The sequence below is a fragment of the Ruminococcus sp. OA3 genome (genome assembly GCF_022440845.1).
Lineage (GTDB): Bacteria > Bacillota > Clostridia > Lachnospirales > Lachnospiraceae > Ruminococcus_G.
Genome location: NZ_JAKNTO010000001.1, coordinates 682052 through 706003, shown reverse-complemented (window position 1 = coordinate 706003; position 23952 = coordinate 682052). Strand labels below are relative to the sequence as shown.

Here is a 23952-nt window from a genome sequence, read left to right as displayed (position 1 = left end):
CAGTATTTCTGTGATGAAGTCACATAACATCATGATTGATTTCTAACAATTTCACGATATGCTGTAGGAGACATTCCGCTGAACTTTTTAAATGCAAGTGAAAAATAATTCTTATCCTGGTATCCGACAAGCAGTGCTATCTCACCTGTTTTAAGACTGGTAGATTCCAGCAGACTCTGTGCTTTTTCCATGCGAAGCCTGATGATATAATCATTGCATCCCTGATGTGCTGTTTTTTTAAATAATCTGGAAAAATAAGAAGGCGTCAAAAAAAGCATCTGAGCAATACCTGTTACCGACAACTCCTCAGATAAATGATTCTTAATGTATATCTGCGCCTGACCCACCAGTTCATGAATCGCTGCCTCCTCTTTATCATGCATTCCCTCGATAAATTTTTTTGTTTCTCTCAGAATTTCCTCTGTTTTAGCCGGCATGATCATTTCCATATACGCACGTACCATGTCCCCTTTGATCTCTCCATGATTGGCAATATGCGTATAGTAGACAGACATGGCAAGTTCGAAGCAACAACGCCTTATATGCTCGGCAGACAGGCTGTAAGATTCTGTCATCCTGCAGAAAGAAGAAAATGCATGCATGATTGTTTCCGAATCTCCCTGATTCACCACGATGGCATGTTTAATCTCTCCAAAAACATCCCAGAACATCTGATTTTTGTGCTGCTTCTGAGTATCCTGAATAATATCGCGGAAACTCTGATGTTCCTGTTCCAGAAGGAGAACTGCATCGTTATATGAAATAAACAGCTGTGCAAATCCAGTGACTGCACTTCCCAGTACAATCTTCTGTGAAATACCAAATTCATCTTTCAACAGATGAATCAGCTCCTCTACACGTGAGGACACATCATCATTTTTTCCGTTCAAAAAGAAGGCGATGACGATACGATCATCTTCATCCTGAAAAGTGATGCCAAGTTCCCGCAGGTCTATATTATGATTACAAAAATCCCGTATCATAAACGCACGATACTTTTCCTCCTCCTGTTTTTCATAAGACCCGACCTGCGGTATCAGGACTGCAATCTGCATAGCCTGGTGAAGATCATATTGATACGTCCCGCAGATTTTTTGAGCTGTGGCTGAAGCCTGTTCCTGATTATTGACCAGATCACACATCATCTTATTCAGCTGCTCCTGTTCATTGCTTCCAATGATTCTGCGCATGACACCGGCCATCTTCTGCCGCTTTTGCTGCGCATCCAGTGCTTCTGTCTGCCTTCTGATAAGTTCAGCCATATCATCTTCATCTACAGGTTTTAACAGAAAGTCCACTACATCCATCTTCAGACATTTATGAGCATATTCAAATTCATCATATCCTGTAAGCACAATGATACGGATATCCGGATATTGTTCATTTACGATTTTAATCAGTTCAAGTCCTGACATACTCCCCATCTGAATATCCGTGATCATAATATGAATTGTCTGTTCTTTCAGGAGTTCCAGTGCTTCCTGCCCGCTGCCTGCGGTAAATACCTGGTCAACTCCTGCCCGATCCCACGCAATCACTTTTTTCATACCCATCCGGATTATTTTTTCATCATCTACTATCAATACCTGATACAACTTTTTCTCACTCCTTTAATCCTTTGGCAACCGTATATCGACCGTTATTCCACCTTCAACATTTACCTGATAATGCAGCCCATACTGTTCCCCGAAGAGCAGCTCGATCCTTTTATTGACGTTGCGGACACCGTATCCGAAGTTCTCATCGTATTTAGAAATAGAACGGTTCATCTCCTCAATATCCTCCGGACTCATGCCCTGTCCATTGTCCATCAGACTAAGTATCATGATATCCTTCTCTTCCCTGACAGAGAGTATGACCATACCTTTCTTTCCTGATTCCGTCTTCATTCCATGATAAATGGCATTTTCAATCAACGGCTGAAGTGTCATCTTCGGTATTTTGACACTGTAGTATTCTTCACCGATACAATATCTGGCGTCCAGAATATTTTCATAACGTATATTTTGGATAATCAGATAACTTTTGATGTGTTCCAGTTCTTCGCCCAGGGTTATGACATCTTTCCCTCTGCTCAAACATGCCCTGTAATAATTTGCCAGCGCCTTAACAAAAGTAGAAATCTCTTTATTCCCCTCCGCTGCCGCCTGCCAGTGGATACAATCCAGTGCATTATAGAGAAAATGAGGCTTAATCTGAGACTGAAGTGCATTAAACTTGATCTGTTCAATCTGGTGCTGTTCCAGCTTCACCTGCTCAAGCAGTTCATTCATCTCATCCATCATATGATTAAATCCCTTGCTGATCGTCACGAAGTCCTGGCCTGAATGAGCTTCATTGATCCTGACATCCAGATTACCCTCTGATACCTGCTCCATCTTGGTCACCAGTTTCTCCATCGGTTTATAAAACTGTTTTACGACTTTGGATACCATAAATACAGTGATTGCAACGATGATCAGAACTGTGACAAATAAAAAGGTCATAGTAATCACGCTGTCTTTCATCAATGCGATATTACTGATCGTTCCCATCACATACAGGTCACTGTCTGCCACTTTCTGATAGACATACAACTTTCCTGATTCTGAGAAATCACCGCTGTTTCCGCCAATTGTATGGCCAAGCTTCAATCTTTTTCCCAGCAGTCCCTTTTCCTCACTAAACAAGACATGTCCTTTTTGATCTGTAAGATAAATGTCAAATTCAAGGTCCCCCACCGTCTGATGCTTCAGAAAACCAAAGGCATCCTCCTTAACGTTAAAACAAAGATTTCCTATTTTTTTCCCGATCTTATTCATATCATATATGGGCTGATAAAAAGATATTGTATAATCATCCTTCCCAAAATAAGCATTTCCATAAGAAAAGACCAGTTCTCCTTTTCCCCACGGTATACTTTGTTTAAGATCATCTTTATATTCCTGATTAAAATGGCTCTTTGTGATAGGCTGACCGCGGTAAATATATGCTTTTTCAGACTTATAAAGCGCAATAAAATTCATATCAGTCTGTTGATACAGCACGCGCATCAGCGTATTCAGGTTATCTTCCTTGGCTGCACCTAAACGGCCGTTGTCACTGTCTTCTTTCAAATACAGCTGAATACTCTCATCCGGTATCAGCGAAAGTGCAATATTATAGTAACTGCTGACGGCAGAATCGAGACTTTTTGAAACGGTCTCTACATTTGTCTTTACCAGTCCCTGTGATTTTCTTTTTATTGATGTTATAGAAGAAATGGTTGAAATCGTCAGCACAACGCTTGCACTGACAATGATCCCCATGATCAGAAATAATTTAATTTTTTTATCCAGCGTCATTCTCTGAAATCTGGCAATCCATTTTCTCATCACGGGGATCCTCCTGTTGTACATATATTTAATTTTCATTATACCAAGGATTCAGAAGTAAAACTATATGATTCTTATCCCTTCACAGCTCCTGCTGCCATTCCTTCAATCAGTTTGTCCTTTGTAAAAATAAACAGAATGATCATCGGAACCACCGTCAGTGTCAGCACTGCCAGTATCATCGGAGTATTCATCGTGTACTGCCCCTTAAACTCCCAGATGGAAAGTGGAAGCGTCCGGTTGATTTTTTCCTGTGTCAGCGTATATGCAAATGAAAATTCATTCCAGATATTGACACCATTGTAGATCGCGAGTGTTGCCAGACCGGGCTTGCACATTGGCAGCATAATACGGAAAAATATCTGTATTTTGCTGCATCCGTCTATCATTGCGGCCTCTTCCATTTCCCTTGGAATTTCTTTCATAAAACCAGTCAGTATAAATACGGAAATCGGAAGCCCAAACGCCACATATGGCCCTATCAGCGCCCATATGGTATCATACAGACCTATATTTGTGGTCATTTTAAATACCGGGATCAATGTGATATGTATTGGGATAGACATACAAGCCACAATGACCGCAAATAAAATTCCGGAAAAGCGGAATCTGAATCTTGACAGCGGATAAGATGCCGCTGCCGACAGTGCCAGCAGTATCACCAGTGAAACCAACAGTACGATGACACTGTTCAGGAAGTACTTCCAGAACCCGCCAGTCAGAATTTCGATATAATTAGCAGGATACCATGACTCAGGCAGTGTAAATACACCACTTGACAGAATCTCGAATCTGTCTTTAAAAGAGTTAATGACCATGTAGATAAACGGGACAATCGCGATCACCAGCCAGATTACGGCGAGGGCACCGGCAATACCCCATGATACAATTTTCTTACCCTTTGCTTTCTTATACTGATCCATCGTCAATCCTCCTTTCGTGCTGTCAGTTTCATCGTGATAATAGAAAATACGGTGATGAGCAGGAACATACCTGCTGCAATTGTGGAGCCATAGCCCATATTATATTTCACAAAGGAATTCTTATACATATATGTCGCCATCAATTCTGTGGCAGTTCCCGGTCCTCCGTTAGTCATAACATAGATCAGATCAAAATACTTCAAGGATCCAACCAATGCCAGCACCGATGCCTTACTGATTGAAGGCTTCAGAAGCGGCAGCGCAATTCTCCAGAAATACTGGCCTCTGGTCGCACCATCAATTCTGGCAGCCTCGAACACCTCTGTAGAAATCCCCGAAAAAGATGCCAGGAAAAACACCATATAAAAGGGAACGCTCTGCCAGCTGATAACACCCATGACCGCGAACAGTGCTCTTTTCGGATGTCCCAGCAGATCAATATTTCCCCCTCCCAGTGCCTGAGAGATTGTGCTGATAACTCCGCCGTTGGTAGCTAAAATATAATTAAACAAAAACCCTACTGCTACAGATGACATTAACATCGGGATAAACCATATTATTTTAAATACATTTCCTTTTTTTCCTACAAAATTCAGGAAAGTTGCCAGCGCAAGGGATATAGGAAGCTGTAGAATAATTGCAAAAACCACCAGAATTACATTATTAAAAAATGCCTTCCAAAAGCTTGCGTCAACAATCAGCTTTTTCCAGTTCTCAAACTGAATAAATGTTTTTTCAGCAGAAATGCCGTTCCATTTGTAAAAACTTGTAATGAAAGTATCGATTACAGGGTAAAAGATAAAGATTGTCAGAATCACAAACACCGGAATCAGGAATATGGCTGCGACCCGCACAGTCTCTCTCTGCCTGCTTTTTGCAAGGCTACATTGCTTTTTTTTATTCATAAGATTACCTTCTTTATTCTCTGGTCAGCCGTTCGGCCAGTTTTATCATCTCATTGGCTTCGTCTTTATCTTTCGTGTTAACTGTGATAAACAGGCCTTTTGATGAAAGGTTTTCAAGCATCGGCTTTACTTCTTCAGGTTTTAGCTGCAAAAGCAGTCCGCATCCCGCCTCCTGTATTCTTCTCAGGACAGGTATATAGTTAAGCGGTGACGGCTGTCCAACGACGCTTGTCCACTGAATCATCCGGAGTCTGTCCAGGGAAAGCAGCGTATCCAGATGACGTATCTGTTCTACTCCGTCAAAATGGTACAGCGCATAATCTACAAAGGCAGACTGTTTTTCCAGTTCTTCACGAATGAATGTCTCATAATATTCATTGGAGAACATCACGGACATATCAGCCTGCATCTGGTTATGAAATCCTGGCGCCCAGGTATTCAGCCATCCGATGCTGCTGCCTCCAAAATTATAGTCTTTCAGATAATTGTATATTTCAGAAGTACTTTTCTCCCAGATGGCCTGAATCCGGCGCAGACATTCAATGACTGTCTCTTCATCAGAAATCATATCGAGCAGTGTGCTGGTAGCAGTGCGAAGACTTCCAAGCACATCGATATTACCGCTGATATCCGGCATAGATACCAGATACTCCCCGTCTGCCTCTTCACAGAGATATTTCGCCGCATCAAAGGTCTGCCGGTACAGATAACTGTTTGGATCCAGTACGATTTTTTCGGGATCCAGTTCATCCTCCATAATTGGGTGGTACCACATCGTATCTGTATAATCCACCTCTACACCTCTCACAAATGCCGCATGACCGGAAGGTCCCATATTCAGATTTATCAAAGGAAACGCATCCCCTGCAAAATATGTATTGGCGAACTTTTTCATATGACGTTTCCAGATCATCTCAGGATCCGTCAGAAAATATTTTCGGTCCATACTTTCATCTGATGGTGTATAAAATTCAGCATTAGTCTCTTCATCAAAGGCAAATGCACTGATGCAGCATCTGTCTATGATCTCACCATCCCAGAGGGCTGTAAAACGTTTTTGTATTTTTTCAAATTTTTCAATTTCCAACATACTGCTCTCCTCATAGACAGAGGCTGCCATTGTTACAGCAGCAGCCTCTATTCCCTGTTTATTCAGATTTTTCGCTGTTATACTCTTCCATTGCTGCCTGAAGCTGTTTTGCCGCTTCCTCCGGTGTCATTGTCAGTCCGAACAATTCCTGACAGGTATCCAGATGCACTGTTGATACTGCCGGCGGCAGGTACTGATCATACCAGAGCTGTGTCGCAGAAGCCGCCTCAATTTTTGTGACAATTTCTTTTTCCAGCTCACCTTCAATCAATGCATCAACACCCTTGACCGGTGCAATCTTCCCTGCATCTACCATCTTCTGTGTGTAATCGTCCTCAAAATAGTAATTCAACAGTTCGAATGCCGCTTCGAGTTTCTCTCCCTCACAGTTAAAGCTGAGGAACTGATCTCCCATCGTTCCGATCTGAATGGATGCATCTGCGTCCGAATCATCAACTGCCGGGAATGGGAACCAGCCCAGCTTGTTATAGAACTCCTCACTGTCAGCTTTATAGGTTCCAGACTCCCAGGAGCCGATCATTTTCATTGCCGCTTCTTCAGAATAGAACAGCTGTTTCGACTGTCCGTCACCTTCACTTAAACTGTTAACACCCTCCGGGAAGTACCCGTTTTGAACCCACTCCTGTATTTTTTCTCCGGCATAGATAAAGCTTTCATCCTCAAAGCTGCCACTTCCGTCAACTGCAGCGCTGAACGGTTCCAGTCCGCCTTTTCTTGTTGCAAGATTCATAAAATACATGGAACCTGTCCATTTAGGAGCATTTGCCAGCGCAAACGGAATCTTTCCATTTTCCACCAGAGTATCACATACCTTCTCTAATTCAGAAACTGTCTTTGGTACTTCAAGATTATACTGTGCAAAGATATCTTTATTATAGTAAATTCCGGATACTGAGACGTTGATCATACCAACACCATACAATTTGTCTTTGTATTTTCCCTGTGCAATCGTAGCATCCAGAATCTTATCTTTCCAGGGTGCCTTTTCGTACAGTTCATCCAGTGGCTGCGCAAATCCCGCTTCAACATATTCATTCATCGGGCCACCGGACCAGTTCGTATAGATATCCGGGCATTCACCTGAACTCATGGCAATCAGCAGCTTTTCCTTATAAGCATCTGCTTCCATGGCTACATTCTCTATCCTGTAGCCTGATTTCGTGTTCTCATTAAATGCCTCTGTAGCATCCTCATACAGAGAAATATCCGGTTCATCTGTACCGATATGCCAGAAAGTGATGACCTTGTCATCATCGCTCTCCTCCGCTGCCTGTGAAGACTCCTGCCCTTCTGCAGTTTTTTCTTCTGTTTTTCCGCTGCTCCCGCATCCGGAAAGCATCCCGCCTGCCAGAACAACCGCCATTGTCAATCCAATCCACTTATTAGCTTTTCGCATGTTCTTTCTCCTTCATCATTTTTGTGCAGTACTGCTTGCTATGTGTTTTGATGGGTATAGATTACCACCATCTATTCAGATTTCCAATTAAGATAAATGATATGTCCAATATAATATTTTGTCTTCTTGTGTACAAGGTCAAATATTTCAAGAAAGCTTGACTGATTTTTATATGTTCATGGTGAATGGTATTTTTTATACTATAGAAAAAGGAACTACTGATCACGGAAACGGAGGAAAAATATATGGCAAGCCTGTCATTAACACACATTAACAAAACATACCCCAATGGATTTGAAGCGGTAAAAGATTTCAATCTGGAAATTGAAGATAAAGAATTTATTATTTTCGTAGGACCTTCCGGATGCGGTAAATCCACCACGCTGCGCATGATCGCCGGTCTTGAAGAGATTTCATCCGGTGAATTAAAAATCGATGAGCAACTTGTCAATGATGTTGAACCTAAAGACAGAGACATCGCAATGGTCTTTCAAAACTATGCCCTTTATCCGCATATGACCGTATATGACAATATGGCATTTGGACTAAAAATGCGTAAAGTTCCCAAAGATAAGATCAAAGAAATGGTTCTTGAGGCTGCCCGCATTCTGGATCTTGAAGATCTGCTGAAACGAAAGCCAAAAGCTCTTTCCGGCGGACAGCGACAGCGTGTTGCAATGGGGAGGGCAATTGTCAGAAATCCTAAGGTATTCCTAATGGATGAACCCCTTTCCAATCTGGATGCCAAGCTGAGAGTTCAGATGCGTATTGAGATCTCAAAGCTTCATCAGAAACTGGGTTCCACCATCATTTATGTAACACACGATCAGACAGAGGCCATGACACTTGGAACAAGAATCGTTGTAATGAAAGACGGCGTGATCCAGCAGGTGGCGTCTCCAAAGGAATTGTATGCACACCCCTGTAATAAATTTGTGGCGGGATTTATCGGCTCACCGCAGATGAATTTTCTGGATGGTGTTATCTCCAGTGAAAATGGGAACGTTTATATTACAATTGGAAAGTGTAAACTACTGATCCCCCCGTCAAGAGCAAAGGCGCTGACAGATAATCAATATATTGGCAAAACCGTTACTCTCGGTATTCGTCCGGAAAACATTCATGATTCTCAGATTTTCCTGGAAACCACGCCGCAAAATGCAGTAGAATCTACTGTTAAGGTATCAGAGCTTTTGGGTGCTGAGGTCTACCTGTATTTTGATGTCGAAGGCACTCAGGTTACTGCACGTGTCAACCCGCGTACAGACCTTAAAGCAGGGGATTCTGTCAGAGTAAATTTTGATATGGAAAAAGCACACTTCTTTGATAAGGATACAGAATTGATCATTAATGTATAGCAGAAAAAAACCTTGAATATCAACTTGTTCAAGGTTTTTTCGTTATATTATTTATAAAAACGGTAATACTTAACAATACACACATTACTGCTGCGGCACGGGAGGTATACATGAATCATATCATCAAAAAACGCTCGTATTTTGAAGGATGGTATCTGAAACAACAGACGGGACATAAATCGATTGCGCTGATCCCATCCTTTCATACGGATGATGACAGGCAGATATCCGCCAGGCTTCAGATTATTACAGAAGATCGTTCCCTGGTGGTTACATTCCCTTCCATAACAATGGATGTGAAACGAAACCATTTTTATGTGCGCATGGGTAACTGCATCTTTTCAGACAAAGGCTGCCGTCTTTCCATACGGGAACAGGGTGTGAATCTTACAGGAAAACTGCGTTATGATTCGGTGGTAAAACCAGCATATAATATTATGGGACCGTTTTGTCTTCTTCCCGGAATGCAGTGCAGGCACAGCATTTTCAGCCTGAATCACCGAGTTGATGGTAAGCTGATATTAGATGAAGAAGACTTTCTGTTTCAAAATGGAACTGGTTATATTGAAGGGGACAGAGGTCAGTCTTTTCCGGACAACTATTTGTGGACACAATATAATGACGACAAAACCTGTATTATGCTGGCTGCAGCCAGTATTCCAGTCTTAAAGTTAAGCTTCTGCGGATGTATAGGAATCGTATGGCTGAATGGCAGGGAATACCGAATCGCAACTTATCTCGGAGCAAGAGTCATCTATGCGGACAAAAAGAAAATCGTAGTAAAACAAAAAGACAGTGTCCTATCGGTACAGCTTATTAAAGGAACACCCCATTCCCTGCAGGCGCCTGTTCAGGGAAAAATGGACCGTACCATCCATGAAAGTCTGGCGTGTACTGTAAAATACCGTTTTACCAGGTGCGGAAAAGTTATGTATGAAGCAATCTGTCCAAATGCAAGCTTTGAAGCAGATATTTATCATGCGTAGATATCACAACATTCAGAATCAATATTATAAGCGGACATTCGCAATATCAACAGGATGCGAATGTCCGCTTAGATAATTATAAAATCTTTTATATAGATATATATACATTTTAATCTGGAAAGACTGAAACAAAAACACAAAAATAGCGCAAACCCTTGGATTTACGCCATTTTTTCCTTATGAGACATCGGGGATTCGAACCCCGGACAACTTGATTAAAAGTCAAGTGCTCTACCAACTGAGCTAATATCCCATTTTACCTGTCATAAGTCAGGTAATGCCTGGTTCCGGAATCGAACCAGAGACACGAGGATTTTCAGTCCTCTGCTCTACCAACTGAGCTAACCAGGCATGTACAAAATATAAAATTATTTTGTTTGAATCTTCAAACAATAATTGCGGGAGTAGGATTTGAACCTACGACCTTCGGGTTATGAGCCCGACGAGCTTCCAGACTGCTCCATCCCGCGATAATATATAAACTTGTATGTTCTCTCAACTAAATTCGCACTAAAGTGCTCATTAAGGTTCGTGAACCACCTCGCACTAAGTTCATGCGGCGCCTGATGGCTTGCATTCACTAAGTTGCTTTCGGTGAGTGTATGGAGAAGGATTCGAACCGTTTTGGTTTTGAACCAAAAAGATTTGTTTCTTTCTCTCAATGGATGGAGAAGGATTCGAACCTTCGAAGGCGTTGCCAACAGATTTACAGTCTGCCCCCTTTGGCCACTCGGGAATCCATCCAAATTATTATTACTCATTGTTTCCAATGAAAGCCGATGATCGGACTCGAACCGATAACCTGCTGATTACAAATCAGCTGCTCTGCCAATTGAGCCACATCGGCACACCTAGTCATCTTAAAAAAAGAATGGGACCTATAGGGCTCGAACCTATGACCCTCTGCTTGTAAGGCAGATGCTCTCCCAGCTGAGCTAAGATCCCATCACAATATAAATATAACTTAAGAGTTATATAACGACCCAGAAGGGACTCGAACCCTCGACCTTCGCCGTGACAGGGCGACGCTCTAACCAACTGAGCCACTGGGCCTTTCTTAGAAGGATATACCTTCAAAACCGCATACACTATTACATCCATCCACGCTTCTACCGTCTTCTTTCGGGTCATTCGATCTCCGCTTCTCTTGCTTCCTTCTGCTTATGCAGGGGAAGTTCGATCTCGCTTTGCTCTATCGAACGACCTTCACACTAAGTTCCTGCTTCGACTTCGTCTTGCACTCCCTAAGTGTTCAGGTCAAACCCTCGACCGATTAGTAGCAGTCAGCTCCATACATTGCTGCACTTCCACCTCTGCCCTATCTACCTCGTCGTCTTCAAGGGGTCTTACTACTTTACGTATGGGATATCTCATCTTGAGGGGGGCTTCACGCTTAGATGCCTTCAGCGTTTATCCCTTCCCGACTTGGCTACCCGGCCATGCTCCTGGCGGAACAACCGGTACACCAGTGGTCAGTCCAACCCGGTCCTCTCGTACTAAGGTCAGCTCCTCTCAAATATCCTACGCCCACGCCGGATAGGGACCGAACTGTCTCACGACGTTCTGAACCCAGCTCGCGTACCGCTTTAATGGGCGAACAGCCCAACCCTTGGGACCTACTACAGCCCCAGGATGCGATGAGCCGACATCGAGGTGCCAAACCACTCCGTCGATGTGAACTCTTGGGAGTGATAAGCCTGTTATCCCCAGGGTAGCTTTTATCCGTTGAGCGATGGCATTCCCACTTAAAACCACCGGATCACTAAGTCCTACTTTCGTACCTGCTCCACCCGTCGGTGTCGCAGTCAAGCTCCCTTCTGCCTTTGCACTCTGCGAATGGTTTCCAACCATTCTGAGGGAACCTTTGAGCGCCTCCGATACCCTTTCGGAGGCGACCGCCCCAGTCAAACTCCCCACCTGACATTGTCCCCCAGCCGGGTCACGGCTGTTGGTTAGAAATCCAATACTGCAAGGGTGGTATCCCAACATTGACTCCACACAAACTGGCGTTCGTGCTTCTTCGTCTCCCACCTATCCTGTACATGCAATACCGAATCCCAGTATCAAGCTGGAGTAAAGCTCCATGGGGTCTTTCCGTCCTGGCGCAGGTAACCAGCATCTTCACTGGTACTTCAATTTCACCGGATGCATTGTCGAGACAGTGCTCAAATCATTACGCCTTTCGTGCGGGTCGGAACTTACCCGACAAGGAATTTCGCTACCTTAGGACCGTTATAGTTACGGCCGCCGTTTACTGGGGCTTAAATTCAAAGCTTCGCCTTGCGGCTAACCTCTCCTCTTAACCTTCCAGCACCGGGCAGGCGTCAGCCCATATACCTCACCTTTCGGTTTTGCATAGACCTGTGTTTTTGCTAAACAGTTGCTTGAGCCTATTCTCTGCGGCCATCTTTCGATGGCACCCCTTCTCCCGAAGTTACGGGGTCATTTTGCCGAGTTCCTTAACAATGCTTCTTCCGTCGGCCTTAGGATTCTCTCCTCATCCACCTGTGTCGGTTTACGGTACGGGTACACGGTAAACAATAGCGGCTTTTCTTGATACATGGCTCATGCACTTCCCTACTTTATTTCGGTCCGCATCACGCCTTCGGATTGTAAGGCGGATTTGCCTGCCTTACTCCTACCTCGCTTGCCCCTGGATTCCATTCCAGGGTTGCACTTTCCACATATGTCCCCACAGTTCTGTTACCTTGCAGTACAGGAATCTCAACCTGTTGTCCATCGACTACGGCTTTCGCCCTCGCCTTAGGCCCCGACTTACCCAGAGCAGATCAGCTTTACTCTGGAAACCTTGGATATTCGGCCGAGAGGATTCTCACCTCTCTCTCGCTACTCATTCCGGCATTCTCTCTTCAAGACTCTCCACGGCTCCTTACGGTACCGCTTCTTCGCGTCTTCAATGCTCCTCTACCGATGGTATTGCTACCATCCCACGGCTTCGGTGTTGTGTTTCAGCCCCGGACATTTTCGGCGCAGGACCTCTCGACTAGTGAGCTATTACGCACTCTTTGAATGTATGGCTGCTTCTGAGCCAACATCCTAGTTGTCTTCGAAATCCCACATCCTTTTCCACTTAACACACACTTTGGGACCTTAGCCGGTGGTCTGGGCTCTTTCCCTTTTGACTATCCAACTTATCTCGTATAGTCTGACTCCCATGAATCATCTTACTGGCATTCGGAGTTTGATATTCTTCGGTAAGCTTTGACGCCCCCTAGGAAATTCAGTGCTCTACCTCCAAAAGACTCTCATGAGGCTAGCCCTAAAGCTATTTCGAGGAGAACCAGCTATCTCCGGGTTCGATTGGAATTTCTCCCCTATCCACACCTCATCGCCACCCTTTTCAACGGATGTGCGTTCGGTCCTCCATTGCCTTTTACGGCAACTTCAACCTGGACATGGATAGATCACCCGGTTTCGGGTCTACTCTGACTGACTTAATCGCCCTATTAAGACTTGGTTTCCCTTCGGCTCCACACCTTGAAGTGCTTAACCTTGCCAGCCAGCGTAACTCGCCGGACCGTTCTACAAAAAGTACGCGGTTCCACCTGTAAAGTGGTTCCACAGTTTGTAAACACAGGGTTTCAGGTTCTCTTTCACTCCCCTCCCGGGGTCCTTTTCACCTTTCCTTCACAGTACTATGCGCTATCGGTCACTAAGGAGTATTTAGCCTTGGGGGGTGGTCCCCCCGACTTCCCGCAAGGTTTCTCGTGTCTCGCGGTACTTTGGATCCTGCTCGCTCTCGCCTGCTTTCGTATACGGGGCTTTCACCCTCTCTGGCTGGCTTTCCCAAAACCATTCTACTAGCATTGAAGTCACTTTCTGCAGTCCGTAACCCCAGCATGCACGCATGCTGGTTTAGGCTCCTTCCATTTCGCTCGCCGCTACTTTGGAAATCGATGTTTCTTTCTTTTCCTCCGGGTACTTAGATGTTTCAGTTCCCCGGGTTCCCCTCCATACGTTATGAATTGGCGTATGGATACATACCGTTTGGGTATGCAGGTTTCCCCATTCAGAGATCTCCGGATCGTAGGATATTTGCTCCTCCCCGAAGCTTTTCGCAGCTTATCACGTCTTTCATCGGCTCTTAGTGCCAAGGCATCCACCCTGCGCTCTTTCTTGTTTGACCTTCCTGCTCCAATAGCGTTTGGAACAGTCGGTACTTGCGATGCTTTCGCATCGAGCGTTTCGTTTCATTGCGTTTACAATGTTTGATTCACCACATGCATCTCTGCCTGTGGTTCCTCGGATGTCTTTTCCTATCTCTAACGTTTCTTGCTTATCAGCTTCGCTGATAAGAGATGTTATCAATATAGATATTTTCGTATATGCGGTTTTCAAGGTACATACGCGAAACACTTCCCTGATGGGAACACAGGAAACAAGGTTTGTGCGGTCAGGTTCGCCTGTCCGTGCAAAGATTCTTTCATGTATTGGCATGTAATGTCACGACTGAGGGATCTTTGATCCCGATGTCCGCTCACATCGTCCGCCTTCGTCTCGCCGGCTGTTTTATCAGCCATCAGAAACAACAAACTTCTTTGTTCTCTCTGATCACTGGTAAAACCAGTTATGTAAAACAACACTTCCCTGCTGTTGTAGGTTGGCACGCTTCTGTGGGTGCCCGTTTTATCTCAAAAAGCGTTTCCCACACTTTTTAAAGGGTTCTGGCAGCCACCTACTCTCCCACACCGTCACCAGTGCAGTACCATCGGCCGCTTAAGTCTTAACCATCGTGTTCGGGATGGGTACGGGTGTTTCCCCTAAGCGCATCGCCACCAGAAGCTTTGAACACTTAGCGAGGCCCTTTTGAGCTTAGTGTGAAAGCTGTTCCACGTCAGTGGAACTTCCTCTGCTTACGTTGTGTAGTAAGCTGCTCTTTTTTTCCTCACCAGTGCGTTATCTCTTCGATAACTCAACAGTAAAACACATCTCTTCACCGTGGTCACTAACCTTATGCTTCGCTTTCGCTCGCATTCGCTAAGTGTCCAGGCGGGCTTTCGCACTAGATTCGACCTTCGCCTTCCGGCTCGTTCTCATCAAATGCTCAATGCCTACTTCTTCTTCCTTAGAAAGGAGGTGATCCAGCCGCACCTTCCGATACGGCTACCTTGTTACGACTTCACCCCAGTTATCGGCTCCACCTTCGACTGCTCCCTCCTTACGGTTGGGTCACAGGCTTCGGGCATATCCGACTCCCATGGTGTGACGGGCGGTGTGTACAAGACCCGGGAACGTATTCACCGCGACATTCTGATTCGCGATTACTAGCGATTCCAGCTTCATGTAGTCGAGTTGCAGACTACAATCCGAACTGAGACGTTATTTTTGGGATTTGCTGACACTCGCGTGATCGCTTCCCTTTGTTTACGCCATTGTAGCACGTGTGTAGCCCAAATCATAAGGGGCATGATGATTTGACGTCATCCCCACCTTCCTCCAGGTTATCCCTGGCAGTCTCCCTAGAGTGCCCAACTTCACTTGCTGGCTACTAAGGATAAGGGTTGCGCTCGTTGCGGGACTTAACCCAACATCTCACGACACGAGCTGACGACAACCATGCACCACCTGTCTTAACTGCCCCGTAGGGAAGGCCCCGTTACGGACCGGTCAGTTAGATGTCAAGACTTGGTAAGGTTCTTCGCGTTGCTTCGAATTAAACCACATGCTCCACCGCTTGTGCGGGTCCCCGTCAATTCCTTTGAGTTTCATTCTTGCGAACGTACTCCCCAGGTGGTATACTTATTGCGTTTGCTGCGGCACCGAAGGGCTTTGCCCCCCGACACCTAGTATACATCGTTTACGGCGTGGACTACCAGGGTATCTAATCCTGTTTGCTCCCCACGCTTTCGAGCCTCAACGTCAGTGATCGTCCAGTAAGCCGCCTTCGCCACTGGTGTTCCTCCTAATATCTACGCATTTCACCGCTACACTAGGAATTCCACTTACCTCTCCGACACTCCAGCTTAATAGTTTCCAATGCAGTCCAGGGGTTGAGCCCCCGCCTTTCACATCAGACTTACTATGCCGTCTACGCTCCCTTTACACCCAGTAAATCCGGATAACGCTTGCCCCCTACGTATTACCGCGGCTGCTGGCACGTAGTTAGCCGGGGCTTCTTAGTCAGGTACCGTCATTTTCTTCCCTGCTGATAGAGCTTTACATACCGAAATACTTCTTCGCTCACGCGGCGTCGCTGCATCAGGGTTTCCCCCATTGTGCAATATTCCCCACTGCTGCCTCCCGTAGGAGTTTGGGCCGTGTCTCAGTCCCAATGTGGCCGGTCACCCTCTCAGGTCGGCTACTGATCGCGGGCTTGGTGGGCCGTTACCCCACCAACTACCTAATCAGACGCGGGTCCATCGTATACCACCGGAGTTTTTCACACCGAGTCATGCGACTCTGTGCGCTTATGCGGTATTAGCAGTCATTTCTAACTGTTATCCCCCTGTATACGGCAGGTTACCCACGCGTTACTCACCCGTCCGCCACTCAGTCACATAATACTTCTTTCCGAAGATGTCCGTTTTATGTGCTTCGTTCGACTTGCATGTGTTAAGCACGCCGCCAGCGTTCATCCTGAGCCAGGATCAAACTCTCAAATTAAGTGTTCGTTCCAGTTCAAGATAACTCTTGGCTATCTTATCCCTTTTACTGTTGGTTTTGACTTTTCGTCAATTTAATGAAATTCTTTTTTAGAATTTTCAAGGATGTGTTTTACTGTTCAGTTATCAAAGTTCATTGTTTGCTGTGCTTGTCTGTATCAGCGACAGCTATAATAGAATATCATATGATTGATTGTCTGTCAATACTTTTTTAAAAACTTTTTGTTTTTTATTTCCAGGTCTTAAAAAGACGGAGAAGGAGGGATTTGAACCCTCGCGCCGCGTAAACGGCCTATACCCTTAGCAGGGGCACCTCTTCAGCCACTTGAGTACTTCTCCTCAATCTGAATTACCTTTAATAATATGATATTTTACGCGTTCACTCATTTGTGACGCATTGATTATTATACAAAAGTAGTAAATGTTTGTCAATCATTTTTTAGCAGATTCTTCAATTTTTTTATTTATTTTTTCCTGTATCATTTTTTTAACTGTTTTTGCGATTTCAACCGACTTTAAATCCTTGTAATCTTCATAATATAATGGCTTTAAATAATGTACCTGAACCGTCACCGGTTCTATCGAATTGGTATCAAATGGTTTATAAGAATCTATAACTGCAACGGGGACGATCGGACACTTGGCTTTAATAGCCGCCTTAAAACTTCCACCCTTAAAATCCTGAAGATTATTCCCATTCCTGGAGCGTGTCCCTTCTGCAAAAATCACATAGTTGATTCCATTTTTTACATCCTCAGCCATATCCAGTATCACCTTCATAGCCTGACGCACATCTTCTCTGTCAATTGCCCTTGCACGCATCACCGAAAACACCTGCTTGAGGAACGGAATATTTTGAACTTCTTTTTTCATCACTACACTGAAAGGATGGTTACAGCTCTCAACAAAAGCTAGCACATCAAATAATCCCTGATGATTAGGATAAAGGATAAACCCATCCTCACTCGGAAGATGATCCAGGCCAGTCGCCTGAATCGTCACTCTTCCTCCTTTATTGGCATTGACTGTTATCTTCTTCAACAGTGAAAATCTTTCTTCCACTGTATGTTTGTCGTTCTTTCTTCCATATAACACAAGCTGTAAAAACCAGTATGGGGCAAATAATATATTATTTAACACCATCAACATAATTCTCTTCACTATCTTCTTTTCACTTTCTACTCTGCTTTGTAATTTTGTATTGCAGTCTCATACAGATTATTTCCTTCAGAATCAATAACAACAATTACCGGGAAATTTTCTACCGTCATCTTTCGGATAGCTTCTGTTCCAAGATCATCATATGCAATAACTTCGGAATCAACAATACACTTTGACAGTAATGCTCCCGCACCTCCGACAGCTGCAAAGTAAACAGAATTGTTTCTTATTATAGCCTGTCTTACATCTTCTGTCCTTTTTCCCTTTCCAATCATACCACCCATGCCCAGATCAAGCAGTTTTGGAGTATACTTATCCATTCTGCTCGCTGTAGTAGGTCCCGCTGATCCTATTACCCTTCCCTCTCTGGCTGGAGAAGGTCCCATATAATATATAATGTTTCTTTCTATATCGAGAGGAAGTTCTTCCTTATTCTGAATTGCCTCAAACATTTTTTTATGAGCAGCATCTCTCGCACTGTAAATAGTTCCTGTTAAATATACATAATCGCCGGATTTTAATTTCCTGGTCTCTTCCTTTGTCATTGGAACTTTAATATGTCTGTCCATGATATACTCACCTTTCTCTAAATTGTTCTCACTACATGCCGATTTACATGGCAGCAGATGTTAACACCAACAGGAAGCCCTGCAATATGTGTAGGATATGTATTGATATTGACAGCCAGTGCAGTTACTCTGCCTCCTAAACCGCCGGGACCAATTCCGAGACCGTTAATTGTCTGAAGCAGTTCCTCTTCCAGTTCTTTAACATAAGGTATAGACGAATGTTCATTTACATTCCTTGTCAGCGCCTGTTTTGCCATAATTGCACATTTTTCAAAAGTTCCTCCTATGCCTATGCCCACCACCATTGGAGGACATGCATTTGGTCCGGCATCTTTTACGGCTGTGAGGACAGCATCTTTTACGCCATCAATTCCATCTGCCGGTTTTAACATGAATATACGGCTCATATTTTCACTTCCAAATCCTTTGGGTGCAACAGTTATTTTTACTTTATCCCCAGGTACAATTGTATAATGTATGATTCCCGGTGTATTGTCTTTCGTATTTTCCCGAATCAATGGGTCATTCACTACTGATTTTCTTAAAAATCCTTCCACATACCCCTGTCTGACACCTTCATTTACGGCAGCTTCCAACTCACCGCCAATAAAGTGTACATCCTGTCCAATTTCAAGGAAAATTACAGCCATTCCCGTATCCTGACAAATAGGGATCATATCTTCCTCTGCTATTTTTAAATTTTCCTGAAGCTGATGTAAAATCTGTCTGCCAAGCTCAGACTCTTCCATATTTACTGCTTCCTTCATGCGGCAGTCCATATCTTCAGAAAGCACATGATTAGCCTGTATACACATATCTTTGATATTTTCCGTTAATTTATTCACATTTATCTCACGGATCATGTTTTTTCTCTCCTTTTTTTCGTCATGCTCTTTTTATTATCATCTATTAAAATAAAAATTGCAACCGTAAATTATGCAGTACAAGCTGTCCTTCTGCACAAAGATTTTCCTTAAATAAAATTTTATCCACATCCATATGGTATATACTATAAAATCCTGTGGATCTTCTGGACAGCAGTCCTGATTCATGGATGATAAAAAGCCGGTTATCTGAAAAAAAAACAGCACCGGCAACAGCCGGTACTGTTTCATTCATTAACAATAATTATTCTATTTTTTCTCTGACTTTTGCGATACTTGCAACTGCTATCTTCTCATCAACATTCATCAGTTTTACTCCCGATGTAATCCTGCCGAGAATCGAAATATCTGCGCAGGCAATTCGGATAATAATACCTTCTGTCGTTATCAGCATGATTTCGTTTTCCTCATTGACAGCTTTTACTCCTACCACATTACCTGTCTTTTCGGTAATCTTATAACATTTGACACCTTTACCGCCACGGTTCTGAGGCGTAAATTCTCCAACAGATGTTCTCTTTCCGAGTCCATGTTCAGAGACAATCAGCAGATAATCACCCTGCGTATTCAGCTGCATGCCGATCACTTCATCCTGATCACTCAGATTCATACCGCGTACACCCATGGAAACTCTGCCTGTACTGCGGACATCCGTCTCATGGAATCGAATACACTGTCCAAATTTTGTGATAAGAATAATATCCTTTTTGTTATTGGTAGCTTTCACTTCAATCAGCTCGTCCTCATCCCTCAGAGATATCGCAGCAAGCCCTGTCTTCCTTACATTCGCATAATCCTGAATCGGTGTCTTTTTCACGAGTCCCTTTTTTGTCGCCATAAAGAGGTAATTGCCCTCCTTATATTCACGGATAGGAATCACGGCTGTTATTTTTTCTCCCGGAGACAGCTGCAGCAGATTAATGATAGCGACTCCTCTTGCTGTTCTCCCTGATTCTGGAATTTCATATGCCTTGAGACGATAAACTTTTCCTGTATTAGTAAAGAACATCAGATAATGGTGTGTTGTCGTCATCAGCAGATCTTCGATATAATCATCTTCAATAGTCTGCATTCCCTTAATTCCTTTTCCGCCGCGATTCTGACTGCGGAAATTATCAACTGAAATTCTCTTGATATAACCGAGCTTAGTCATTGTAATAACTGTGTTTTCTTTTGGAATCAGATCTTCCATGGAAATATCATACTCATCGAATCCAATACTTGTTCTTCTGTCATCCCCATATTTCTCAGAAATAAGCAGAATCTCCTGACGAATAACACGCAGCAGAAGTTTTCTGTCCGCCAGTATTGCCTTTAACTCACGGATTTTGTCCATCAGTTCTGCATACTCTGCTTCCAGCTTTTCTCTTTCCAGACCAGTCAGTGCGCGCAGACGCATATCTACGATGGCCTGTGCCTGCACATCACTCAGTTCAAATTCCTGAATCAGGGATTCTTTTGCAATCTGAACATTTTTTGATCCTCTGATAATCTGAATGACACGGTCAATATTATCAAGGGCTTTTAACAATCCCTCTAAAATATGTGCCCTCTCTTCGGCTTTATTCAGATCGTATTTTGTTCTTCTGGTAACAACATCCTCCTGATGCATCAGATAATGTTTAAGTATCTCCAGAAGATTCATGACTTTAGGCTGATTATTCTGGAGCGCCAGCATAATAATACCAAATGTATCCTGCATCTGTGTATGTTTATAAAGCTGATTTAATATAACATTCGCATTGGCATCACGGCGCAGTTCAATACAGATTCTCATGCCCTCTCTGTTAGAATGGTCATTTAAATCTGTGATACCATCAATCTTTTTATCACGTACCAGCTCGGCAATCTTTTCAATCAGTCTTGCCTTATTTACCATATACGGCAGTTCTGTCACGATGATCTGGCTCTTTCCATTCGGCAGCGTTTCAATATCAGTAACCGCTCGTACCCTGACTTTTCCTCTACCTGTCCTGTATGCCTCCTCGAAACCGCGGGCTCCAAGAATCGTAGCACCTGTGGGAAAATCAGGTCCCTTTATAATACCCAGTATCTCATCAATCTCGGTTTCTCTGTCTTCTTCTATCACATTATCAATGATTTTTACCACAGCACTGATAACCTCACGCAAATTGTGAGGAGGTATATTGGTAGCCATTCCAACCGCGATACCAGAAGTTCCATTTACCAGTAAATTGGGGTACCTTGCCGGAAGAACAACCGGTTCTTTTTCAGTCTCATCAAAGTTTGGCGCAAAATCAACTGTATTCTTATTAATATCCGCCAACATTTCCATTGAAATCTTACTCAGACGGGCCTCTGTATACCGCATTGCAGCAGCACCGTCACCATCGACTGATCCGAAATTTCCATGTCCATCTACCAGCGGATATCTCGTTGACCACTCCTGTGCCATATTTACCAGCGCACCATAAATGGAGCTGTCACCATGTGGATGATACTTACCCATCGTATCACCGACAATACGCGCACATTTTCTATGTGGCTTGTCAGGTCCGTTATTTAGTTCAATCATGGAATAAAGAACTCTTCTTTGTACCGGTTTCAAACCATCTCTTACATCCGGAAGTGCACGTGCTGCAATAACACTCATGGCATAATCGATATAAGAATTTTCCATTGTTTTTTTCAGATCGACGTCATGAATTTTATCGAAAATATTTTCTTCCATTTTACCTCCAGTGCCACACTCTTATGCGGCTTCGCTAAGATTCAGCTTCGTTAAGTTACTTTTGACCCGGTCTCATATATCCAGATTCTTGACATATTTCGCATTTGCTTCAATGAATTCCCGGCGTGGCTCTACTTTATCGCCCATCAATGTTGTAAAGGTAAGGTCTACTTCCGATGATGATTCTTCATCCATTGTAACACGAAGCAGAATTCTTTTTTCCGGATCCATCGTAGTCTCCCATAACTGATCGGCATCCATCTCGCCGAGTCCCTTATATCTCTGAATTTTATTGTTACCGTCTCTTCCAATCTCGACGAGAATATTATTCAGTTCATCATCCGAGTAGGCGTACCATGCCTTTTTATTTTTTTCAATCTTATAAAGCGGCGGCTGTGCCAGATAGACATATCCCTGTTTTATAAGTTCCGGCATAAACCTGTACAAAAAAGTCAATAACAGTGTGGCAATATGCGCTCCGTCTACATCGGCATCTGTCATGATAATAATTTTGTGGTATCGCAGTTTTGATATATCGAAATCATCATGTATTCCTGTACCAAATGCTGTTATCATCGCCTTAATCTCTGCATTCGCATAAATCTTATCGAGACGTGCTTTTTCAACATTTAGAATTTTTCCTCTGAGTGGAAGGATCGCCTGTGTTGAACGGCTTCTTGCAGTTTTTGCAGAACCACCGGCAGAATCACCCTCAACGATATAAATCTCGCAGTTTGCCGGATCTTTATCAGAACAATCTGCAAGTTTACCAGGTAAAGACATACTTTCCAGAGCAGATTTTCTTCTCGTCAGATCCCTTGCTTTTCTTGCCGCATCCCTTGCCCTCTGTGCCATCAAAGACTTTTCTACTGTCTGCTTTGCAACAGAAGGATTCTGTTCCAGAAATAGTGTCAGCTGATTGCTCACAATACTATCTACAGCTCCCCTGGCCTCACTGTTTCCAAGCTTCTGTTTGGTCTGTCCTTCAAACTGAGGGTCCTCAATCTTAACACTGATGATAGCAGTCAAACCTTCACGGATATCTTCACCACTTAGATTTGATTCACTGTCCTTCAACAGTTTATTTTTCCTGGCATAGTCATTAAATGTCTTCGTCAATGCATTTCTGAACCCCACTATATGAGTTCCGCCCTCAGGTGTCGTGATATTATTAACAAACCCATACGTGTTTTCTGTATAAGAATCATTGTGCTGCATGGCTACTTCCACCATAACGCCGTCTCTTTCTCCCTCACAGTAGATAATATCCTGATAAAGAGCAGTTTTACTTCGATTCAGATATGTGACGAATTCCTTAATACCACCTTCATAGTGAAATTCCTTTTCAACAATCTCCTCTTCTCTCTCATCACAGATCTTAATATAAAGTCCCCTTGTCAAAAATGCCATTTCCCGAAAACGCTGTTTTAAAATATCAAAATCGAAGACAGTCTCTTCAAAAATTTGCTTATCAGGAAGGAACGTAACCATCGTACCCGTCTTATCCAGCTCACATTCTCCGACAACTTTTAATTTATAAATGACATGTCCGCGCTCATAACGCTGTTTGTAAATTTTTCCTTCGCTGTAAATAGTAACCTCCAGCCATTCTGAAAGTGCATTCACAACGGATGCACCTACACCGTGCAGACCCCCTGATACTTTGTATCCTCCACCTCCGAATTTTCCGCCCGCATGCAGTATGGTAAATACAACCTCTACCGCTGGGATTCCCGCTTTATGGTTGATTCCTACAGGAATTCCACGTCCGTCATCAATTACAGTAACCGAATTGTCCTTATGAATTGTAACTTCTATTTTATCACAAAATCCTGCCAGGGCTTCATCAACGGCATTATCTACAATTTCGTAGACCAGATGATGCAGACCTCTGCTCGAGGTACTTCCGATATACATACCAGGCCTTTTTCTGACTGCTTCCAAACCTTCCAGAATTTGAATTTGATCTGCTCCGTATTCTGTGCCCATAT

Annotated in this window: 13 protein-coding genes, 8 tRNA genes and 3 rRNA genes; 2 read left to right on the top strand and 22 right to left on the bottom strand. The window is 43.6% G+C overall.

Going from position 1 to position 23952, the window contains the following annotated elements; all coding sequences use genetic code 11:
* Nucleotides 1–29 precede the first annotated feature (29 nt).
* From MCG98_RS03290 to MCG98_RS03265, 6 genes are all read right to left on the bottom strand, one after another.
* Nucleotides 30–1595, bottom strand: a complete 1566-nt coding sequence (locus tag MCG98_RS03290) for a response regulator (RefSeq protein ID WP_240300410.1) — start codon at nt 1593–1595, stop codon at nt 30–32.
* A gap of 15 nt (nt 1596–1610) precedes the next feature.
* Nucleotides 1611–3353, bottom strand: a complete 1743-nt coding sequence (locus tag MCG98_RS03285) for a sensor histidine kinase (RefSeq protein ID WP_240300409.1) — start codon at nt 3351–3353, stop codon at nt 1611–1613.
* 74 nt (nt 3354–3427) lie between these two features.
* A complete protein-coding gene (locus MCG98_RS03280; protein WP_240300408.1) occupies nt 3428–4276 on the bottom strand; it encodes a carbohydrate ABC transporter permease in 849 nt (282 codons plus the stop codon).
* 2 nt (nt 4277–4278) lie between these two features.
* The gene (locus tag MCG98_RS03275; RefSeq protein WP_240300407.1) at nt 4279–5181 is read right to left on the bottom strand and encodes a sugar ABC transporter permease; all 903 of its coding nucleotides are present in this window, start codon (nt 5179–5181) and stop codon (nt 4279–4281) included.
* 13 nt (nt 5182–5194) lie between these two features.
* Nucleotides 5195–6271, bottom strand: a complete 1077-nt coding sequence (locus tag MCG98_RS03270; protein WP_240300406.1) for a hypothetical protein — start codon at nt 6269–6271, stop codon at nt 5195–5197.
* A 58-nt stretch (nt 6272–6329) separates the two neighbouring features.
* Nucleotides 6330–7688 carry an extracellular solute-binding protein gene (locus MCG98_RS03265; RefSeq protein WP_240300405.1) on the bottom strand — a complete coding sequence of 453 codons (1359 nt, stop codon included), beginning with the start codon at nt 7686–7688 and terminating at the stop codon, nt 6330–6332.
* Nucleotides 7689–7933: 245 nt separating this feature from the next.
* Between MCG98_RS03265 and ugpC the strand changes: the two genes are divergently transcribed.
* Together ugpC and MCG98_RS03255 are read left to right on the top strand one after the other, a co-directional pair.
* A complete protein-coding gene (gene ugpC, locus MCG98_RS03260; protein WP_240300404.1) occupies nt 7934–9046 on the top strand; it encodes a sn-glycerol-3-phosphate ABC transporter ATP-binding protein UgpC in 1113 nt (370 codons plus the stop codon).
* Between the two features lie 110 nt (nt 9047–9156).
* Complete coding sequence (locus tag MCG98_RS03255) at nt 9157–10032, top strand: hypothetical protein (RefSeq protein WP_240300403.1); 876 nt, start codon at nt 9157–9159, stop codon at nt 10030–10032.
* A gap of 180 nt (nt 10033–10212) precedes the next feature.
* Here MCG98_RS03255 and MCG98_RS03250 read toward each other — a convergent pair.
* From MCG98_RS03250 to gyrB, 16 genes are all read right to left on the bottom strand, one after another.
* Nucleotides 10213–10285 (bottom strand) — tRNA-Lys (locus MCG98_RS03250).
* Between the two features lie 25 nt (nt 10286–10310).
* Nucleotides 10311–10383: transfer RNA gene (locus MCG98_RS03245), tRNA-Phe, on the bottom strand.
* Between the two features lie 45 nt (nt 10384–10428).
* Nucleotides 10429–10502: transfer RNA gene (locus MCG98_RS03240), tRNA-Met, on the bottom strand.
* A 192-nt stretch (nt 10503–10694) separates the two neighbouring features.
* Nucleotides 10695–10776 (bottom strand) — tRNA-Tyr (locus tag MCG98_RS03235).
* 30 nt (nt 10777–10806) lie between these two features.
* A tRNA-Thr gene (locus tag MCG98_RS03230) sits at nt 10807–10879 on the bottom strand.
* A 25-nt stretch (nt 10880–10904) separates the two neighbouring features.
* Nucleotides 10905–10977: transfer RNA gene (locus MCG98_RS03225), tRNA-Val, on the bottom strand.
* A 34-nt stretch (nt 10978–11011) separates the two neighbouring features.
* Nucleotides 11012–11085, bottom strand: a tRNA-Asp gene (locus MCG98_RS03220).
* Between the two features lie 200 nt (nt 11086–11285).
* A 23S ribosomal RNA gene (locus tag MCG98_RS03215) occupies nt 11286–14179 on the bottom strand.
* A 536-nt stretch (nt 14180–14715) separates the two neighbouring features.
* Nucleotides 14716–14833, bottom strand: a 5S ribosomal RNA gene (gene rrf / locus MCG98_RS03210).
* 289 nt (nt 14834–15122) lie between these two features.
* Nucleotides 15123–16656 (bottom strand): 16S ribosomal RNA (locus tag MCG98_RS03205).
* The 16S, 23S and 5S rRNA genes sit together here with 8 tRNA genes alongside, the layout of an rRNA operon.
* Before the next feature lie 250 nt (nt 16657–16906).
* Nucleotides 16907–16994 (bottom strand) — tRNA-Ser (locus MCG98_RS03200).
* Nucleotides 16995–17087: 93 nt separating this feature from the next.
* Nucleotides 17088–17798, bottom strand: coding sequence for a lysophospholipid acyltransferase family protein (locus MCG98_RS03195; RefSeq protein WP_275891219.1), 711 nt, complete (start codon nt 17796–17798; stop codon nt 17088–17090).
* 35 nt (nt 17799–17833) lie between these two features.
* Nucleotides 17834–18385, bottom strand: coding sequence for a Fe-S-containing hydro-lyase (locus MCG98_RS03190; protein WP_240288983.1), 552 nt, complete (start codon nt 18383–18385; stop codon nt 17834–17836).
* Nucleotides 18386–18402: 17 nt separating this feature from the next.
* Nucleotides 18403–19248: a fumarate hydratase gene (locus tag MCG98_RS03185; RefSeq protein ID WP_240300402.1), complete on the bottom strand. Its 846-nt coding sequence runs from the start codon at nt 19246–19248 to the stop codon at nt 18403–18405.
* A 265-nt stretch (nt 19249–19513) separates the two neighbouring features.
* Nucleotides 19514–21961, bottom strand: a complete 2448-nt coding sequence (gene gyrA / locus MCG98_RS03180; RefSeq protein WP_240300401.1) for a DNA gyrase subunit A — start codon at nt 21959–21961, stop codon at nt 19514–19516.
* A gap of 72 nt (nt 21962–22033) precedes the next feature.
* On the bottom strand, nt 22034–23950 hold the full coding sequence (gene gyrB, locus MCG98_RS03175; protein ID WP_240300400.1) for a DNA topoisomerase (ATP-hydrolyzing) subunit B: 1917 nt from the start codon (nt 23948–23950) through the stop codon (nt 22034–22036).
* Between the last annotated feature and the right edge of the window lie 2 nt (nt 23951–23952).

Bases quoted from the DNA above. Each gene is read 5' to 3' on its own strand.
- MCG98_RS03195 (WP_275891219.1), bottom strand. From the start codon at position 17,798: ATGGTGTTAAATAATATATTATTTGCCCCATACTGGTTTTTACAGCTT.
- gyrA (WP_240300401.1), bottom strand. From the start codon at position 21,961: ATGGAAGAAAATATTTTCGATAAAATTCATGACGTCGATCTGAAAAAA.
- MCG98_RS03285 (WP_240300409.1), bottom strand. From the start codon at position 3,353: ATGAGAAAATGGATTGCCAGATTTCAGAGAATGACGCTGGATAAAAAA.
- MCG98_RS03280 (WP_240300408.1), bottom strand. From the start codon at position 4,276: ATGGATCAGTATAAGAAAGCAAAGGGTAAGAAAATTGTATCATGGGGT.
- MCG98_RS03265 (WP_240300405.1), bottom strand. From the start codon at position 7,688: ATGCGAAAAGCTAATAAGTGGATTGGATTGACAATGGCGGTTGTTCTG.
- MCG98_RS03185 (WP_240300402.1), bottom strand. From the start codon at position 19,248: ATGATCCGTGAGATAAATGTGAATAAATTAACGGAAAATATCAAAGAT.
- ugpC (WP_240300404.1), top strand. From the start codon at position 7,934: ATGGCAAGCCTGTCATTAACACACATTAACAAAACATACCCCAATGGA.
- MCG98_RS03255 (WP_240300403.1), top strand. From the start codon at position 9,157: ATGAATCATATCATCAAAAAACGCTCGTATTTTGAAGGATGGTATCTG.
- gyrB (WP_240300400.1), bottom strand. From the start codon at position 23,950: ATGGGCACAGAATACGGAGCAGATCAAATTCAAATTCTGGAAGGTTTG.
- MCG98_RS03270 (WP_240300406.1), bottom strand. From the start codon at position 6,271: ATGTTGGAAATTGAAAAATTTGAAAAAATACAAAAACGTTTTACAGCC.
- MCG98_RS03190 (WP_240288983.1), bottom strand. From the start codon at position 18,385: ATGGACAGACATATTAAAGTTCCAATGACAAAGGAAGAGACCAGGAAA.
- MCG98_RS03275 (WP_240300407.1), bottom strand. From the start codon at position 5,181: ATGAATAAAAAAAAGCAATGTAGCCTTGCAAAAAGCAGGCAGAGAGAG.